At 31.9% G+C, this 19,661-nt stretch carries 16 protein-coding genes; 12 read left to right on the top strand and 4 right to left on the bottom strand.

Features of this window, described 5'->3' with window-relative positions; all coding sequences use genetic code 11:
- The coding region (locus RTL21_RS19570) for a YesL family protein (protein ID WP_312098348.1) at positions 1–442 on the top strand (442 nt) is incomplete at its 5' end.
- 326 nt (positions 443–768) lie between these two features.
- On the opposite strand, the gene RTL21_RS19565 is transcribed toward RTL21_RS19570, so the two are convergent.
- From RTL21_RS19565 to RTL21_RS19550, 4 genes are all read right to left on the bottom strand, one after another.
- Positions 769–1,608, bottom strand: a complete 840-nt coding sequence (locus RTL21_RS19565) for a DUF6270 domain-containing protein (RefSeq protein ID WP_312098346.1) — start codon at positions 1,606–1,608, stop codon at positions 769–771.
- Between the two features lie 1,697 nt (positions 1,609–3,305).
- Positions 3,306–4,421: a mechanosensitive ion channel family protein gene (locus RTL21_RS19560; RefSeq protein ID WP_312098344.1), complete on the bottom strand. Its 1,116-nt coding sequence runs from the start codon at positions 4,419–4,421 to the stop codon at positions 3,306–3,308.
- A gap of 170 nt (positions 4,422–4,591) precedes the next feature.
- On the bottom strand, positions 4,592–7,324 hold the full coding sequence (locus RTL21_RS19555; RefSeq protein ID WP_312098342.1) for an N-acetylmuramoyl-L-alanine amidase: 2,733 nt from the start codon (positions 7,322–7,324) through the stop codon (positions 4,592–4,594).
- 478 nt (positions 7,325–7,802) lie between these two features.
- Complete coding sequence (locus RTL21_RS19550; protein WP_312098340.1) at positions 7,803–8,600, bottom strand: SGNH/GDSL hydrolase family protein; 798 nt, start codon at positions 8,598–8,600, stop codon at positions 7,803–7,805.
- A gap of 239 nt (positions 8,601–8,839) precedes the next feature.
- Between RTL21_RS19550 and RTL21_RS19545 the strand changes: the two genes are divergently transcribed.
- From RTL21_RS19545 to RTL21_RS19495, 11 genes are all read left to right on the top strand, one after another.
- Complete coding sequence (locus tag RTL21_RS19545; protein WP_312098338.1) at positions 8,840–9,586, top strand: YveK family protein; 747 nt, start codon at positions 8,840–8,842, stop codon at positions 9,584–9,586.
- Complete coding sequence (locus RTL21_RS19540) at positions 9,573–10,280, top strand: CpsD/CapB family tyrosine-protein kinase (RefSeq protein WP_312098337.1); 708 nt, start codon at positions 9,573–9,575, stop codon at positions 10,278–10,280. The genes RTL21_RS19545 and RTL21_RS19540 overlap by 14 nt, the downstream gene beginning before the upstream one ends.
- Before the next feature lie 122 nt (positions 10,281–10,402).
- Positions 10,403–11,170 (top strand): tyrosine-protein phosphatase, encoded by a 768-nt coding sequence (locus tag RTL21_RS19535; RefSeq protein ID WP_312098335.1) that lies wholly within the window; start codon positions 10,403–10,405, stop codon positions 11,168–11,170.
- A 108-nt stretch (positions 11,171–11,278) separates the two neighbouring features.
- A complete protein-coding gene (locus RTL21_RS19530; protein ID WP_312098381.1) occupies positions 11,279–11,926 on the top strand; it encodes a sugar transferase in 648 nt (215 codons plus the stop codon).
- 29 nt (positions 11,927–11,955) lie between these two features.
- Positions 11,956–13,167 carry a glycosyltransferase gene (locus RTL21_RS19525; protein WP_312098333.1) on the top strand — a complete coding sequence of 404 codons (1,212 nt, stop codon included), beginning with the start codon at positions 11,956–11,958 and terminating at the stop codon, positions 13,165–13,167.
- A 62-nt stretch (positions 13,168–13,229) separates the two neighbouring features.
- Positions 13,230–14,411 (top strand): glycosyltransferase, encoded by a 1,182-nt coding sequence (locus tag RTL21_RS19520; protein ID WP_312098332.1) that lies wholly within the window; start codon positions 13,230–13,232, stop codon positions 14,409–14,411.
- A gap of 50 nt (positions 14,412–14,461) precedes the next feature.
- Complete coding sequence (locus RTL21_RS19515) at positions 14,462–15,889, top strand: O-antigen ligase family protein (protein WP_312098330.1); 1,428 nt, start codon at positions 14,462–14,464, stop codon at positions 15,887–15,889.
- Positions 15,886–16,992 carry a glycosyltransferase family 4 protein gene (locus RTL21_RS19510; protein ID WP_312098329.1) on the top strand — a complete coding sequence of 369 codons (1,107 nt, stop codon included), beginning with the start codon at positions 15,886–15,888 and terminating at the stop codon, positions 16,990–16,992. The genes RTL21_RS19515 and RTL21_RS19510 overlap by 4 nt, the downstream gene beginning before the upstream one ends.
- Before the next feature lie 36 nt (positions 16,993–17,028).
- Positions 17,029–18,129 carry a polysaccharide pyruvyl transferase family protein gene (locus tag RTL21_RS19505; protein WP_312098328.1) on the top strand — a complete coding sequence of 367 codons (1,101 nt, stop codon included), beginning with the start codon at positions 17,029–17,031 and terminating at the stop codon, positions 18,127–18,129.
- A gap of 55 nt (positions 18,130–18,184) precedes the next feature.
- Positions 18,185–19,588 carry an oligosaccharide flippase family protein gene (locus tag RTL21_RS19500; RefSeq protein WP_312098326.1) on the top strand — a complete coding sequence of 468 codons (1,404 nt, stop codon included), beginning with the start codon at positions 18,185–18,187 and terminating at the stop codon, positions 19,586–19,588.
- A gap of 2 nt (positions 19,589–19,590) precedes the next feature.
- Positions 19,591–19,661: sugar phosphate nucleotidyltransferase (locus tag RTL21_RS19495; protein WP_312098380.1), on the top strand; the 71-nt coding region annotated here is incomplete at its 3' end.

Below are 19,661 nucleotides of genomic sequence, written 5' to 3'. Positions count from 1 at the left end.
GGGAGAGAAGGATCTACAGATTGTGGCAACGTTTTGGCGCTATTATAAAAGGGAATTCAAACAGGCGAATATACTAGGCTATTTATTGGTGATGATTGGCTTGTTTTTATATATCGATTTGAAATTTTTCCAAGCAGAAATCCATCCTGGCTATGGATTAATCAGCCTTGTTTTTCTATCCTTGCTTTTTTGGTTTTGTGTTATTTTACTATATATCTTTCCCTTATATGTTCATTATGATTTTCCCTTAGTTCACTATATCAAGCACGCCATCATCCTCTCCTTTGCACGCCCCCTGCAAACAATGGCCATGCTAGTCGGGGTAATAGTTGTTTACTTGTTGTTTCAATATATTCCTGGTTTAGTATTTTTTCTCGGTGGAAGCTTACTTGCCTATATATTAATGTTTCTAGCCTCTTTTTCTTTTCAGAAGGAAGCATAATGGTGAAAAGGGGCTCGGAATGAACCCCTTTTTGTAAAAATAAAAGGACACCTAAAAAGGTGCCCCGTCATATTTAAGGATATTTATTTATCTCTATTCACAATCTTCAAAATCCGCTACTAGTAGTAATTCATATTCTATATTATCTTCGGCACTTAATAAAGGTTTTTTAATGATGTAGTTAAACAATTTTTCAAACATTTTAAAGCACCTCATCTCGTTAGTGTAATACTCTTATACCCTTATTTTATAACAGTATTATTAATGAAATGTTTAGCAATTATGAAATATTTATTAACCTTTACCCCTTTATTAAAAAAAGTGCCTTATTGAAGAACTAGTTGTGCTTCTTCAAGTTTAGGTTCCACTACTTTTGTTTTCAAAGCAATTGTGTGGAAGGTGGACATAAAGTCTTTAAAATATGGTTTTCCGAAATGCCAAGGGCTTACGCCGTACGGGTGATCTCCGTCAGCATAGTAGACTTTGTCTCGGTTGTCGATTGTTAGGACACCATACTTGTCCACAACATGTTTATATAGTTTATCGAAGACATCATTTTCTCTTAAAATGCGCTTATAGACATTATCGTTTTCTGTATTTTCACGATATTTTACAAAATATTTATCTACACCATTTTCACGGTAGTGAGCACTATATCTAAAACAGTTTACAACAAGCTTCGTCTGCGGTAATTCTACAGCCATCCATTCTATTAGACTTTCAAAATTACGATCAAATATCTTAAAGAATTCTGTATATCTAGATGCTACATGGTATAAATCAGCACTTTTTATATTATTTTTAAAATAATTGCTTCTTCTAAATGTATTTGGGTTGTTTGTGATAATCGAATCGCCGATTTTTGCTAATCCATATCTAACATCTGCATAGAAATCAACAACCAAGAAATCTGGCTGATATTCGATCAATTCAGCTCTTGTGGTTTTGTAGAGGTCAGTGGTAAATACACCTTTTTTGTATGCTGTAAAGTCGGGACTAATATCGATTAATCCTTCTGGAACAGGATTGCTACTGAAACTTGTAATCGCTGTTTGAAAAGCTGTTTGACCTACTTCATAAGTTTCTTTATAATCTGGATTATTTACAGTAGTAAAAGCCTCTCTTGTTACACACGATCCTATTATAGATACCTTAATCTTGACCATCTTATTTCCCCTTTAAAATAGTTTAGGTCAATTAATTGGAACACTTTTGATTACATTTGAACTTCATAGTCTTCATTTGGAAAGAGTAATAATACTAATTTTGCAAAATATGTACTATGATCTTTATCCAACCAAAGAGAGAAGTCCATAAAGGAATACTGATGCCTAATCCAATCGTAAAGCCTTTAACAAATTTTCCGTTCCCCATGTAAAAACACTCCCAATAATGACACTTCATTTTACCCAAAAAACGCTTCATATTAACGCTTTTTGCGGAAAACAGTATGATTTGCCTAACATGTATTTCTTAGAATAGGAGATAAAAACTAGAGTCGTTTATCGTTAATAAGTTAATCTAGTGAAAAAGGCTGGGGACTTTTAACATAAGAGTATTTATGGGATGAGGGGGATGTATTAATTCTAACTAAAACCATTTCCATAATATAGATATTGGTACGAAAAAGCGAAAGGAAACGGAAGGGAAGATGCTCGGAGTTATTAGTGGAGTAGATGTTTACAAAAATCTATAATTGAATGCTAAACCTTTAAATCTGTAAATTCTGCTTGTTACTTTCCTGCTCGACCAAGACTACGACATTACGGAAATCGAAATATTTCTTGCAAACTACATATATTTTAATCTATAATTTCATGCGTTAATATCCAATGATAAAAAGGACAGATGAAGTATCTGCCCTCCACTCATTCGTTTTCTCTAACCACTATGTATGCTTAAAGAAAAAAGGAATATACATAGAAAAGGAATGATCATTATTTTTCAAATAGATGCAACAGAATCTTCAGCCATCCAAAGAAAGAAGTCCATAAAGGAATACTGATGCCTAATCCTATGGTAAACCCTTTAACAAATTTTCCGTTCCCCATGTGAAATCACCCCTAATCATATGACAAGTCCCTTTACCCGTAAGAAACCCCTTACTAACGACTTATCACAAAAATAGGACGAATGACCTTTGAGTTGGCAAACGGAAAATACATCTATTTACTCATCATTATCTCTTGTTGATAGAACTCAATCCAATTTCAGCAATTGAAACACTCTAGCCTGATAATCCCCGCGCACAAGCCCCCCCCGACACCATTTTTACAAACACTTCGCCCATGCAGCTTTTGTTGTTTTGTATACAGCGTTTCCGTTACATACTGATTATCAAATGAAGACCATTGCCAGATCAGTTGGATCAGTTGGCTATACAGATTCCCTCGCTTTTTCGAAGGCGTTTCGGTGTAAGGCACCATAAAAAGAGCAACTTCAAGAAGAGTCTATCTGGGAAGGAGAGTTAATATAGAATTTCCTTAACTTTCTTCTACATATGTCGCAACTACCAGATGCCAAAACGGAAAAAAAGTAGTAGATTTATCAAGGAAAAAACAAATTACCGATAGAATGGTGGTAGATTAGCTAAAATTAATAGAATGAGAAGTGGAAGCGGAAAGTGAATCAGCAAAAAAGCATGGAAAATGAGCCGAATTGCAAATATATGGTCCAAACAAAGAAGGAAATGATCCAAAAAAACAATATATGATCCAAACTAAGAAGGAAATGATCCAAAAAACAAATATATGATCCAAACAAAGAGAGAAATGATCCAAACCACAAATGTATCAGCCAAACAACCACCTACAAACAAAACAAAGACAAGGCACCCCCGCGCCTTGTCTTATGCTCCAAAAACTCACTCCCCAGCCAACAACTTCTTACTCTCTTCTTTCTCCGGCAAATAAATCTGCTGACTAGGCAGGGCTATTTCAATTCCATGTTTTTCAAAAATGCTAAGAATACCTAAATTTGTTTCTTCTTTGACTCCTAAATATTCAGCCCAAACAGTTGTCTTTGTGAAGAAATAGACGAATACTCCTAAGCTGTAATCACGGAATTCCGTGAAGCGTACCATGATGACATCTTGATTTACACCAGGGTGTGCACGCAGCATTTCTTCTATTTCTAATAAAGCAGCCTTTAACTTTTCGTTTGGCGTGTTATAGGAAACTGCCAATTCATAGCTGATTTGTCGCTTCGACATTTTGGACCAGTTTGTGATTGCTTCATTGGAAAGCTTGGAGTTAGGAACTGTTACAACCGAATCAGCAAATGTGCGAATTTGCGTACTGCGGAATGTGATATCCTCAACTGTTCCTTCTACAGAAGGAGTTTGAATCCATTCTCCTTTGGAAAAAGGCTTTTCCGTGATAATGACGACGCCGCCGAAGAAGTTCGCAACGGTATCCTGTGCTGCTAAGGAGAAGGCAAGACCTGCAACTCCGAGACCAGCAACGAAGGCACCAATTTGAATATCCCATATGTCCAAAATGCTAACAGCTGTAAAGATAACGACAAGCATACGGAATACCTTGCCTAAGAAAGGAATCAGCATACTATCCGAATCTAATTTTGTGCGAGACACCATTCGTTCAAAAGGATTGGACTGATCGGAAAAATAATTAAAGATTCCCCAACCGGCTAATCCGATAATAAACGACTTATAAATTTGTTGCACAAAGTTAAAGGTTGTAATCGGAAATGGCAAATAGGTCAATGCCAAGTAAGTTCCGATGATGACCCAGAACCAACGAAGTGGTTTTTCAAACGCTAATAATATTTTTGAAACAATATCTACCGGTAATTTCTTTACCATTCCTAACACTAACTTGAAAATATAGGTCGTAAATAGCTTTCTAAATCCTAAGAAAACAAGAAAGATTAGCAAGGCAATCCCTATATCTATCCAGTTAAAACGCTCAAAAGCAGCTATAAATCGCTCCCATTGTGACCATACTTGCAAATCACCCATCTAAATCACCTCGAAAAACATTATAGCATAGGAATGGACGAACCCAAGCACCTGACGATAAGAGTAAATAAATTGTAATATGACTAGGGGGAAAAGGGGAATGTCATGGTATCTATATAGAAAAAAGGACCAGCATTCACGCTGATCCTTAATCAAAAAACGTTAATCTATTAGAATCTCTTAAAATAAGCTTCAATTCCATCTGCAATAGCTTTTGCTGTTTTATTCTGATAGCTGCTTGTTACAAGCTTTTTGCGCTCCGTTGGATTATTGATAAATCCTAGCTCTAAAAGAGTCGCAGGCACAGCTGTTTCTCGTAACACTGCAAAAGTATCGCCATCAATGCCGCGATTCGCAGCACCAGTATAGCTAACCATTTTATTCTGGATCAGGCTAGCGAGCATAGTACTTTTCATAATGCGGGTTGAATTGTTATGCATCTTACTATTGATAACGGAAGGATAGCCTGGATAGTATTTGTAGTAATACGATTCAATTCCGTTTACACTAGTAGCACTTGATCCCGTTGAGTTATGGTGAAGACTCACAAAAATGTCTGGGTTCAGTGCATTTGCTTTTTTCGAGCGATCTAATAACGAAACATACGTATCAGATGTACGAGACATATAAACGATATAGCCGCGGTCTTTCAGTAGCTTCTGCACTTTCTTCGCAACGGATAAGTTTAAGTCCGCTTCTGTATAGCCACCTGCCATCGCACCAGGATCTGATCCACCATGTCCTGGATCTAAGAAAATGGATTTCGCTTGTATCAGTGCCTTTGCTGCACTCACAGAAGAACCAGTGCCTTTTGGAACGAGCTTAATTTGAATAGACTCTAAACGCTTCGACAATCCTTCTGTTCCAGCTTTCATCCCATTTTTTGCCCAGCCAAGCCAGCCGTAGCTTTGTGCGTGCACACGATAGTAAACATCGTAATGTTCGGCCATTTCACCTGTTAAACTAATCTTGATTCCTTCCAGACGTTTGCTTTGTCCTTCCGTACCATTCATATCACCATTCGCAGAATTTGCTACCCAGCCTAAGCCTTGTACATGGGTAGAATAAACAATATTTCCGCTAAAAGCAGCATTTTTTAAATCAATCTTGATTGCTTCTAATCGTTTTGCTTGTCCTGTCGTACCACTTGAAGCACCATCTTTCACTTTGGAAAGCCAGCCTTTGCTTTGTACATGAGTCGTGTATGTTATAGAAGGCTTCGTAACAAAAGGGGTACTTGTTGAACCAGGAGCCTTTCCTCCTTTGTTTACAAGGACAATTTGAATGGCTTCCAAACGCTTGGAAAGTCCTTCGGTACCAGCAGATACTCCGTTTTTCGCCCAGCCCAGCCAGCCATAGGTTTGGGCATGAACACGATAATAAATATCGTAATGCTTCGCCATATCGCCACTTAGACTAATGCGAATCGCCTCAAGACGCTTGTTTTGTCCAGAAGTACCAGAAAGACTTCCATTTGCCACGTTATTTTGCCAGCCGATCCCTTGTACATGAGTGGAATAAACGATATTTCCACTATATGCTTCATTATTTCTTAATTTGATTTTAATGCCTTCTAGTCGTTTTGCTTGTCCAGAAGTACCACTTACTGCGCCATCTATCACACTAGACTGCCAGCCAATGGTCTGAACACGTGTAGCGTAGGCAACAGACGGCTTTTTAAGAAAGGATTTACTTGTTGTGCCAGGAGCCTTTTCTCCTTTTTTCACAAGCTTAATCTGAATGGCTTCTACTCGTTTGGAAAGACCTTCCGTACCGGCAGATGCACCATTTTTTGCCCAGCCAAGCCAGCCAAAGCTTTGGACATGAAGGCGATAGTAAATGTCATAGTGTTTGGCGATTTCTCCAGTTAATTGAACCTGGATTGCTTCCATACGCTTGTTTTGACCAGGAGCACCACTAATTGCCCCATCCTTCGCATTTGTTGTCCAGCCAATCCCTTGAACATGCGTTTTATAGGTTACTCCACCAGAATAAAGGTCATTGTCATTTAGGGAAACCTTCAATGCCTCTAATCGCTTCGCTTGCCCACTTGTTCCTGATAAAGCGCCGTCCTTAACGGCATTTTGCCAGCCGCTCCCTTGAACATAGCTTGCGTAGTTTATAGAAGGATTTACATCAACGGACTTCATCACAGCACGAGAGGCCTTTGCTTTCGGCATGACAGCAGGAGCTTTCTCTGTTGATGTGCTTGTAGAAGTATCCTCCGTTTCTGCGGTAGCCTTCTGATCATCCTCTTTCTGCACCTTTTCATCGGTTGGCAATTCTTCCGGAACGTCCTCAGTAGGAGTGGAAGCTTCTTCTGCATCTTCAGTAGAAGAAGGGGCTTTTACAACATTTAAAGCAGCATACTCTTCTTTCGTAATAACAGCTTTTTGTTGCTTGTCGTCCGTAGAATAGTAGAATAAGCCTTGGTTTTGAATAACTGTTCCGTATTCATCTACCATCTTTACTTCTTCTATCGATGTACCGTTATCATTTTCAGTGACCACAGTGACCTGATCTGTGAAAGTAACCGGTTCTACTTTTTCTGCTTTATAAGAATCAGAAGGCGTTATTCGATAAGAAATGCTTTCTTCTTCCGAAATCGAAAGCTGTTCTCGTTCTTCTCCAACATTCATGGAAAAGGCTTCATGATCACCGAATTTATCGGTTATATAGCCTTGAACAGATGTTTGTGTCTCATCAGTCCAACCATTTACATGTAAAACTACTTCTTCATTCAGATTAATCTCCTGCTTTTCGCCATTATAATAAATAAAATAATAGCTCAAGTCAGTATCCAACTTTTCTGTATTTTCATTTTCCATGGCAATACTTAAGTTAGAAGGAAACACCAAACTAAATACCATTACAGCAACTAACAATAAAACGTTTTTCCTCATCCTCAAAACCCTTCTTGATTTTTTTACAGAATACGTCTGTATAACACTACTATTCTAGCATAATTTTGGCAGAAAAAAGTACTATTTTACTACTAAATTATGGTAGATTCAAAAATAAGAAATGCTTATAGGAAGAAAGAACTAGGATAGTTAGTTTGTTAGGAAGTTATAAAAATTCAAGTAGTTTAATAGAAAAGAGATGTAAAAGAGTAAGCTCGATATACACAGAATTAATATTTACTTAACATAGAGTTAACAATTACCTTTTACAATTATTAGATATAGATTATTTAGCTATTATAATAGAGGAAACTAGGATGCGCTTACATTGTTGTATAACTAAATTTTTATTTACGAATATTCAGAAAATGTGATATGATGACTGTGCGTTATATCGAACTGGTGAAAAGGAAAAAAGCGAGTAGTACTCGCTTAGATAAATACCATATAAATATTCCCTATTTATATGACATTTTTATTACTTAGCAATAAGCTTTTTCGCTAAGTAATTGCTCCAAAGCGCAAAGCCTTGTTCATTTGCAATCGATGTATTATCATCCAATTCCTTGTAATAATCTTGCACCTTTTCATCCTTACCATCTGGCCAAACTTCCCAGTGGTTCCAAAAAGGAATATCCTGTGCTTCGGCATACTTCTGAATATCACTCACTTGCATAGGATAGAGATTAGCATCATAGAGCTGGTGTGCTGGCATCAGAATAAACGTAACATCAGGCAACTCATCTTGCGTCGCTTTAATTACCTTATTGATGTTTGTTAACGTTTTGGACGTATCAAATTTCTCTCTATTATCATGCAACAGGAAAGGTTCGAAGATAACCATATCTGGTTTCTTGTCAATCAGAGCTTCATACGCTTCATCTTTTACATAATCTGATGTAGTCCCGTCATAAGCAATGCTATCAATCGTTACATATTGGTCATACTTATTAGCTAAAGCTTCCTTTAAAGGAGTAATTAAGCCAAGATCTTGATCACCAATAGCATCCGATCCAATCAACAAAATATGAAAGGATTGTTTATCCGTTAATTTGCTTTCAAGCACTTCTTGAGCATGATCAGGCCATGATTTTGCAAAACTCATATAGTAATCAAGATTAAAGTAAGTTTCAGGTTCTGCAACTTCAGTGTCAGTATCTTTATCGGATTGAATGCTAGAAAGGGGACTTTCGTCACGGATATTCCAATGGATATTACCAATCACTAGAACAACAACGAGAATAATGGAAAGTATGGATAGAATAGCAGCTTTCATTTAAACCTCCAGAAGATTAAGTATAGTAGTAGTTTGGTAGTAGTATACCGTAAAATTGTCGAATTTACAGGAAGTTTCTCCCTTTTTTGAAAAATAGATAGGAAAAATGTCAATTAATTGGTATAGTAATATTCGTAAAAACATTTCAATTCTATTAAAATTATGACAAGAAATGACAGGCAATGCAATAATATATGATATAATATTACTAGTTTTTTATTTTTTTCTAGGAGGAAATCATGGAAGAAACGATTAGTCTGAAAGAATTATTCGACACACTTAAGAAACGTATAGTGCTTATTATCTCCATTACTTTAATTGCGATGATTGTAAGTGGAGTAGTTAGTTACTTTATTATTACCCCGGAGTATAAATCTTCAACACAAATTCTTGTTAACCAAAAGAAAGACGAGTCCACAGCTGCCATAAACACAGGTGAAGTACAGGCAAATGTACAATTAATTAGCACATATAGTGTTATTTTAAAAAGTGCGGCTATCTTAAATATTGTAAAAGAAGAGTTAGATTTAGATATGAGTGTATCAGCTTTAAATAGTAAAATCACTGTAGAAAGCGCACAAAATTCACAGGTAATGACTCTATCTGTTACAGATCCGGATCCAACAGTAGCATTACAAATTGCTAACAAAACAGCAGAAGTATTCGAAAAAGAAATTAAGAATATTATGACTATCGATAATGTGAAGGTATTGCCATTAGCGGAAGATCAAGAAAACCAAGCACCAATCAGTCCGAATCCTCCACTAAATATTGCGATTGCTGCAGTAGTAGGCTTAATGATTGGTATTGGATTAGCCTTCTTACTAGAATACTTGGATAATACAGTAAAAACAGAACAAGATATTGAGAAACTATTAGATTTACCAGTTCTAGGAGCAATTACGACAATTGATGAAAGCCATGATGCAAAGCAAAGAGGCAATCAAAAAGGAAGAAGTAGGGGGGATTTACTTGGCAGCAAGTAAGAGAAGCAAAAAAGGCGGTCTATCCTTAAATAGAAGAAAGCTTATTACAAAGTATGATCCGAGATCTCCTATTTCTGAGCAATACAGAACGATTCGTACAAATATCCTTTATTCAAGTATTGATGAAGAAATACGTTCTATCTTAGTAACATCTTCAGGACCAGGAGAAGGAAAATCAACAACGGCAGCAAACCTAGCAATTGTTTTTGCCCAGCAAGGAAAAACAGTATTATTAGTAGATGCTGATTTGCGTAAGCCAACTGTTCATTATACGTTTAATTTAACTAATACGACTGGATTAACATCCGTTTTAACAAATCAACTAGGCATAATGGAAGCTGTTCAGGAAAATGATGAGAAAAATCTGTATGTATTACCTAGTGGGCCAATTCCACCAAATCCATCCGAGCTATTGGGTTCCCGTGCGATGGAGCATTTCTTAGAACGTGCTTTAGAAGAGTTTGATATTGTTTTGTTTGATACACCGCCAGTATTAGCCGTTACAGATGCTCAAGTACTCGCTAATCTTTGCCATGGAAGTATATTAGTAGTTAGTAGTGGAACAACTGATAAAGAGGCAGTCGTTAAGACGAAAGAAAAGTTATCTGCCACTTCAGGAAAGCTATTAGGTGTTGTTCTAAACAATAAAAAAGCCGACAAAAAGGGCGATTATTATTATTATGGTACAAACTGACAATTAATTAGTCAGGATTCGACATTCTTCGCTATTTACGAATAAATAGTTCGATGGTACTATTTTATATTGTTATAGGAAAATAATAATAGATTAGTAAAAAAATAGAGAGGGGTAGCACGATGATTGATATCCACTGTCATATATTACCTGGGGTTGATGATGGGGCAGCGACAATTGAAGATAGTGTAGCGATGGCAAATGCCGCTGTGAAAGAAGGGATAACAACAATTATCGCTACTCCCCATCATAAGAATAATCAGTTTAGTAATTCGAAATCTTCTATTCTTACAAAAGTAAATGATTTAAACACCGTTTTAATACAAGAAAATATTCCTCTTACGATACTTCCAGGACAGGAAGTGAGAATTTATGGGGAAGTGTTAGAAGACTATTATAAGGAAGAAATTCTAACACTTAATCATACAAAATACCTTTTCATTGAGTTTCCTTCTTCCTCTGTTCCACGATATGCAGAAAGATTATTATATGAACTGCAAACAGAGGGAATCATTCCAATCATTGTACATCCAGAGAGAAATAAAGAGTTGCAGGAGAAGCCAGATCTTCTTTATCAGTTTGTGAAAAATGGTGCATTAACACAAGTGACTGCATCAAGTATTGTAGGTCAATTTGGTAAGAACGTGAAAAAATTTTCTGAGCGGTTGATTGAGCATAATCTTACTCATTTTGTGGCTTCGGATGCTCATAATGTACATAATCGAAGCTTTAAGATTTTACAAGCTTTTAATACTATTGAAGAGATATTTGGGAGTGATTTTCTATTTCTTTTCAAAGAGAATGCGGAAATTCTAGTTAATAATAAAAACGTTATTAAAGAAATGCCAGAGTTAATTCATAAAAAAAGAAAGTTTTTAGGGATATTTTGAAAAAATTTTTGATTCTATAAAGTTATATTAAATAAAGTTCATTTTGTATTTATTAAGAGGAAGTGGGGGAATAAATTGAACTTAGAAAAAGATAATAATGTTTTAAATATGAGCTACAAAGCTAATACGAAGGATGTAGCAAATTTGTATGGTGTTTTAAAAAGAATGATGGACTTAATCGGAGCTATAGTGGGTATAATTTTAACTTTTCCTATTATGATACTTTTAACTACTTTTTACTTATTTGGGGAGAATAAAGGGAGTATATTATTTAAACAAAAGCGAATTGGAAAAAATGGTAGGGAGTTTTACATATATAAATTCAGGTCTATGGTGGTCGATGCCGAAAGAAAACTTAAAGAGAATGAAACTTTGTTTAAAAAATATGTAGAAAACAACTTCAAGTTAGAGCAAGATGAAGATCCTAGAATAACGAAATTTGGTAAATTTATTCGAAAGACTAGTTTAGACGAACTTCCACAATTTTTAAATGTGCTTAAAGGAGAAATGAGTCTTGTAGGACCAAGGCCAGTAGTTGTAGAAGAATTATCTGAGTATGGAAATGAAAAAGCAAAATTTCTTTCCGTTAAGCCAGGTGTAACTGGGTATTGGCAAGTATGCGGAAGAAGTAATGTCGGCTATCCTGAGAGAGTAAACGTTGAGTTGTATTATGTTTATAATAAGAGTTTAAGTTTAGACATAAAAATACTCTTTAAAACAGTTATACAAGTATTGTTAAAAAAAGGTGCATATTGAAAAGAGTATAAGCTAAGAGGTGTTTTTAATTGAATATTCTGTATATTTCCCAAGAGCTGCCTTACGAAAAAGTTCCACATGCAGGCGGTCAGTCATTTTATAATTATTTGGTTGAGCTATCAAAAGAAAACAATATTGTTGATTTAAGTTTTTATAAAGCAAGTGAGATAAATATTAATGAAATACTATTACCTTCTTTTAAAGTTATTCCGATTAAAAGATTAGAAAAAACACCGCTTATACGTGCTTTTTCTATGGTTTTAAATCTAAAGTTTAGTTTTTTAGATATTTTTAATTATAGATTAATGGTGAAACATATAAAAAGGGTATTAAATGATTTTGAAATTGATATTATTCAACTTGAGTGGACTAGTTCATTAATTTTTGCACCGTTTCTAAAAAAAGAGTTTCCAAGTTTGAAAATTGTAGTATGTGAACATGATGTGAACTTTCTAAGGCTTGAAAGAATCTGGAAAAATAGTTCGAGTATTATAAATAAAATTAAAAATAATATAAAATATAAAATTGGTAAAAAGCAGGAATTAAGATTACTGAATTATTGTGACTTAATTTTAACTTTGAATTATAAGGATAAAAAATTATTAGTTGAAAATAATATTTCGGAAAAAAAAATTCAAGTAATATGTCCCTACTATAATAATTCAATTAGTATCAATAATATTGAGAAAAAAGACTCTGATTTTAATTTATTATTCTATGGAGCAATGAATAGAGTAGAAAATTACTTGTCTGTTATAAACTTTATAGAAACAGTTTATAAAGATTTATATAAATATACTAATGGGAATATTAGTTTTTATATTGTTGGTAACAAACCCCACGAAAGGCTGTTAGAATACCATAATAAAAACAACATTTATGTAACAGGGTTTGTAAATGATCCAAGTTATTATTTTAATATTAGTGATTTATTTGTGGCTCCTCTTATTCTTGGAGCAGGTATAAAGATTAAAGTACTAGAGGCTATGGCAAGTGGTTTACCAGTAGTTACAAATGAAATTGGTATAGAGGGTATCAATGCAATTCCTAATAAAGAATATATTCATTTTACCGATTATAACGAAATGAAAGAAATTATCATTAATTTTGTAAAAAATAAGAATCAATTAAAGGAAATAGGTAATAATGGTAAGTTATTCGTTGATAAGAATTTTAATTTTAAAAATTCAGTTGTAGAATTGCAAGCAAATTATGAAAATATGAGGTTTGATAAATTATGAATATAGTTTTATTTTCTAATTTGAATATTGGAGAAAGTGTGTCAGGACCATCAATAAGGTACATGGAGTTTTCAAAGAAATTATCTTCAAAACACCATGTAACTTTACTTGCGCAAAATATAGAAAAAGATTTTTCTATAAAGGGAATTGATCTAGTTAAATATAATAACGTAAATTTATTTAAAGCTTTTAGAAAAGCTGATATTATAATATGTCAACCAACTAAGATATTAGCAATGATACTTGGGAAACTACTTAATAAAAAGTTAATTATAGATTTATATGACCCTATTCTTTTAGAATATTTAGAAATGTACAAAGGAAAAAAGGATTTGAAATCTTTTTTAAGGATGAAATACGGTAAAACGAAGCTAAAAGTAGCTTTAAGTATTGGCGATGTATTTATGTGTGCATCTGAAAAACAAAAGTCTTATTGGCATGGATGTTTAAGTCTTATTGGTAGAATAAATAATAAAACTTACAAGAATGATGTTGAATTAAATAAATTATTATTTATAGTTCCATTTGGTTTACAAGAGGCAAAAGATGAGTTAACGCCATACAATTATAGTGAATTTAATTCTGTTATTAACGAAAATGATAAAATATTAATATGGGGTGGGGGAATATGGAATTGGTTTGATCCTTTAACATTAATTAAAGCAGTGAATGAAGTTATAAAGATTAATAATAATGTTAAGTTATTTTTTATGGGAGCTGGGCATCCAGATCCAAAAGTTCCAAAAATGAAAAAATATAATGAAGCTAAAAAAATGGCGGAAGATTTGGATTTGCTAGATAAATACGTTTTCTTTAACAACGTGTGGGTGCCATATAATAATAGATTTTCATATCTAAATGCCGCCTATATAGGAGTATCTACACATTATAATACTATTGAAACTGAGTATTCTTTTAGGACAAGAATTCTAGATTATTTATGGTCGGAACTTCCAGTAATTTCAACTAAAGGTGATTATTTTGCTGAGTATATTACTGATCAGAAGATTGGATTAGCTGTTGAGGCAGAAAATATAAGTGATTTGAAAAACGCAATTTTGGAAATTGTGCAAAATGAACAATTGTATAATGAAATGAAAAAAAATTTAACTATTGCTAAAAAGGAATTCGAGTGGGGACAAGTAACTATCCCTTTATTAAATTATTGCTCAAATCCATATTATGCTGCAGATAATAAAACAAAGGTTGGAATTATTTTATCTGCTATAAAAAGTTTATTATAATGAATAAATTTAAAGGTGGACTCTGAAACATGATTTCTCATTCTAAAAGAATGAATTCATCAAGGGTGGTATTAATAGTTTTATTATCCGCTATACTAGGTGGTTTACTTTCTATAATAATTGATGGAATAGAAAATTTAATGCTATTTCTTTTTATAGCAATTACATTTTTATTAATTTTTATAAGAAATGAAAAAATAGTTTTTTTTGTAATGGTTTCCTCATTAATGATTAGTAAAAAATATTCTTTTTATAAGTTGAATACATCAGATTTAGTTTCGCCTATTGTTCCAGAAATTAGGTTTGGATTTATTGATGTTTTTATTATAGTATTATTTTTTTATAATTTTTCATCAAAGCGTAGTGAGAAAAATAAATATGTGAATTCTAAAAAAGGAAAAAGTGGTTTTATATTTTTTTCTATTCTCTATATTTTATTATTTATTTTAGGAACATTAACCTCTATTGATATTCTTTTTTCGATTGCAGGACTAATTAATATTATCAAAATTGTTGTCTTTTTTGTTTTAATAGTTAGAGTTTTTAAGCCAATGAAGCATTTTAATTCAATTTTTTGGGCTATGGTAACTAACTCTATTATTCTTTTTGTTTTGTCAATAGGGTTTTCGGTATTTAAAATCAATAAATTAGCAATGATTTTCATGGGAAATAATTATGATAGTTTTGCTACTAGAGGCGATACTTATAGAGCTGTAGGTACTTTTAATCATCCAGGAGAACTGGGAGTTTATTTAGGTATAGTAATTTTATTTTTTGTTTCAACTATACTAGTTGGAGCTAAGAAAAGAATAGGCTTTATTATTTTAATGATAAACATAATATCATTATTTCTAACTGGCTCAAGAGGAGCAATGATTTCTACTACAATAGCAATCTTGTTTATTTATATAGTATACAAGCGTTTACGTCTTAAGACTATTATTCAGCTTATTGCTACAATTTTTCTTTTATTTATATTAGTTTATACTCTGGCAAGTAATTTATTTTTTAGTGAAAATTCGAAGGATATGGTTGAAGATAGATTGCAATTTATTGATTTAAGTAAAGAAGTTATTAAAGAAAGAACGTTTTTTTGGGGCGTTGGACCTAATGCTTACACCAGTTCATCAATTAATATTAAAGAAACAGGAACTATTCCAACTTGGGCTATTCATGATTTTTTAAGAACGCCTGCCCATAACATTTATATTCTTCAACTGGCTGAATTAGGACTTTTTGGAGTATTATCTTGGTTTTGTATATTTATAAGTATTTTGGTTGTAAGTATAAAACAGTTGAAAAATATTGAAGAAAAATGGTTGAAAATAATAGTATTAGTTTCTATTGGATGTATTTTACATTATTTGATTTATGGATTAACTGGTTGGACTCCTTTACAAGAACATTTTTTATGGAATATTGCATTTTTTATAGGATTAAGTTATAAAGTACTTTTTTATAGGAGTATAAGCAAATGAAAATATTATTTTTTACACCAACAGCAGAAATAGGAGCAAGTTCAAGATACAGAGTTTATCAATATATTGAATATTTAGAAAAAAAGGGGCATGATTGTACAGTTAAACCATTTTTAACTGATGATCTATATAAAAAGTGGAAATCAAATAGCCTAGGTAATATACTTTTGAAAATGCCTATTATGATTATTAAAAGATTTTTTGATTGTTTATTTGTAAAAAAATACGATGTAGTTGTAATTCATAGAGATATTTTTCCTTTTGGTCCACTTATTTTTGAAAAAATAATAAGGATATTTAACAAAAATATAGTTATAGATATAGATGATGCTGTTTTTACAACTGAAACTGAAGAAATTAGTGGTTCTAATAAATTATTGTATAAGTTGAAATATGGAACTAGATTTAATGCAAGCTTTAAAGATTCTAGTATGGTTATTTGTGGTAATGATTTTTTGGAAGATTATGTAAGTAAATATAATGTAAATACAGTTATAGTACCAACTGTCGTTGATACCAATCATATAATACCCAGAGAGTATAGTATTATAAATAAAAAATCGCCCAATTATGTAACTATTGGCTGGGTTGGTAATCCAGGTAATTCTAGTTATTTAAATCAACTAACTACCATTTTTAGTGAAATAAATAAATTTAATTTGGATGTGAAAATTAAATTGAAATTTATAGGAGCTAAAGAGGAAATTAAAAATAGTTTTCCTGATTTCGATGTAGAAGTTGAAAAATGGAGTTTAGATACTGAATATGAAATGTTAAGACAATGTGATATAGGTATAATGCCATTGAATGATTCTAATTGGTCCAAAGGGAAATGTGGACTAAAATTACTACAGTATATGGCAGTAGGAATACCTGTTATTGCATCTCCTATAGGGGTAAATAATGAAATTGTTATTAATGACTATAATGGATTTTTAGCATACGAGAAAGATGAATGGGTAGAAAAAATAACAACTTTAATTCAAAATCCAGAACTAAGAATGAAGCTAGGTGTGAACGGACGTAGTTTTGTAGAAAAGTTTTATTCATTAGAAAAGTGGGCAGAAAACTTAAATCAAATATTATCTAATAACTTTAAATGATTTAATTAGGATACAGATTAAGAAAGGTGTAGAATTATGAATATTGTATTATGGGGATATTATGGCTCTAATTATGGCGATAATATTATGATGGAAATTCTTATTGATTATTTTAAAAAACGAAATTCTAGGATTACATTAATAGATATGTTTGATAATAATTTACAAAAAAATTATAGTCATCTAGGTAATGATATTAAAATAGAACCTTTTTATAAATATTCACAATATGAAAAGATAAAAAAAGTTAAAGAATACTCCAAATCAGATATCAATATTTGGGGAGGGGGAACTATTTTTACTGATGAAGATGGAGATGGGAATTTCAAATCTTTTTCATTAATAAAATTATTTGGGGGCAAAATTGCTTACGTAGGAGTTGGTATTGGGAATCTGACTAAGAGGAATAGGATTTGGAAAACCCAATTTTTATTAAGCAATAGTGAATTTATTGTATTTAGAGATGAAGATTCATATAAGAATGCTAAACGGTTATCTAATAATACAGATTTTTTTGTTGCAGAGGATTTAGCATATGCTTATTTTAATAATATTTTGGATGGTAGTTTTAATGAAAATCTTAATAATAAGTATATAGTAGTTTCTTGGAGAAACTTAAATGGTTATATGGATTGTAATGAAGAAGAAAAACTTATGGATAGAGTTGTATTTTGTATTAATGAAATAGTAAATAAATATGAATTTCAAGAAGTAATACTAGTTGCGTTAGATACAAAATATGATCACTCTAGTTGTGAGTTATTATATTCAAAATTTAGTAAATTCGGAACAAAGATAACATACGATAAGAAGTCAACGATAGACAATATAAATAAATTAATTTTTAATTCTAAATTTCATCTTTCTGGTAGATTACATGGTAGTATAGCTTCTGAAATATTCGGAGTACCAACATTAACATTATCTTATAGTCCAAAAATTGATTATTTTTACGAATCAATTAAGTCTGATGGGTTTATAAATATTCATGATTTGAATATTCAACCTTCCAATTTTGAAAGAATTATAAACTCACGGGATAGCAAATTTATAAATATGAATGATAAATACCAAGATTCAATATTGAATTTTAAATATATGGATGAATTTATTTACAATCAACATGGAAATAAATAAAAGAACATAATTTTAAGATTTAAGAATTGGCATCATCTAAGGAGACATTAACATTATGCATAATAAGCTTTTGTTTAATACAGTAATATATTCAATTGGAAATTTTTTATCTAAGATTATAGCTTTTGTAATGTTACCCTTATATACATTCTATTTGTCAACAGCAGAATTTGGAAAGTTTGATATGTATAATTCGATAGTTGCGTTAGCTGTTCCGTTAATTTCTTTTTTATTATCAGAATCAGCTCTACGTTTTTTAATAGATGAAGATGATTCAGATAATATTAGAAAAATAATTACAACTTCCTTGTCTGGCTTACTAATAAATTTAACACTTTTAATAATTACTATTAGTATTTTTTGTATCTTCATAAATGATAATAAGATAGGTTTAGAAATCAGTTTATGGACTTTGTTAACAATTGTAAATATTTTATTTATATATTTACAAAATGTCGCAAGAGGTATTGATAAATCTAAATACTACGCTATTTCCGGAATTTTATATTCTATAGGTATCGCAATTTTTAATGTGTTGCTTTTAGTTGTGTTTAAAACTGGGTACATAGGTTTACTAATATCATCAATATTTGCTTATGTAGTTGGTATTGTTTATTTAATTATTGCTAATAATGTATTGAAATATTTTGAAGCTAGGTTGATAGATTATAATATTTTAAAAAAATTGATACTATACTCTTTGCCGTTAATTCCCAATTATTTATCGTGGTGGTTAATAAATATGTCAGATAGACTATTGATAAGTTATTTAATGGGGGATTCCTTTAATGGTGTTTATGCAATTGCATATCGGTTTTCCAATATTTTATTTTTTGCGGTTGGAGTTTTTAATTTAGCGTGGCAAGAATCAGCTATTGTAACTTATAAAAATAAAGATAGAAATGAATACTATTCAACCGTATTCGATAATTATTTAAGTATTTTGTTAAATATCACTTTAATACTGATACCATTATTCCCACTTATTTTCCTTTTTTTAAGCTCAGAATACTATGAAGCATTATATTTAATACCTATATTATTATATTCTGTTGTTTTTTCAGCTTTGTCATCTTTTTATGGAACTGCTTTTCAAAGTAGTAAAAAAACAATGGGTGCTCTATCAAGCTCAATTTTAGCGGGGTTGATTAATATAGCTTTGAATATTGCTTTAATCCCTATTTTGGGGTTAATGGGTGCATCAATTGCCACGCTAGTATCATTCTTTGTTATGTTTGTTTATAGAGTTTATCAAACAAGAATTTATTTTATAATTAAATATAATTATAAAAAAATAATGCAATTGATTGTACTAAATTTAATACAATTAACTGTATTTTATAATACAACAAATGTATTAGTCATATTAATTTCATTCCTATTTGTGTACGAAAATAGGGTGATTTTAAAGAAGTTATTGCTTAATAAAAATAAATTTAGTGAAATGAAAGGTGAATAAATATGAAGGGTATAATTTTAGCTGGCGGAAGTGGAACAAGACTTTATCCACTTACTTTAGTGACAAGTAAACA

Origin of the sequence: Niallia sp. (genome assembly GCF_031978665.1) — a bacterium.
Classification (GTDB): domain Bacteria; phylum Bacillota; class Bacilli; order Bacillales; family Cytobacillaceae; genus Niallia.
Note: the sequence above shows the minus strand (reverse complement) of the source record. Positions and strands in the feature narration are given on the sequence as shown.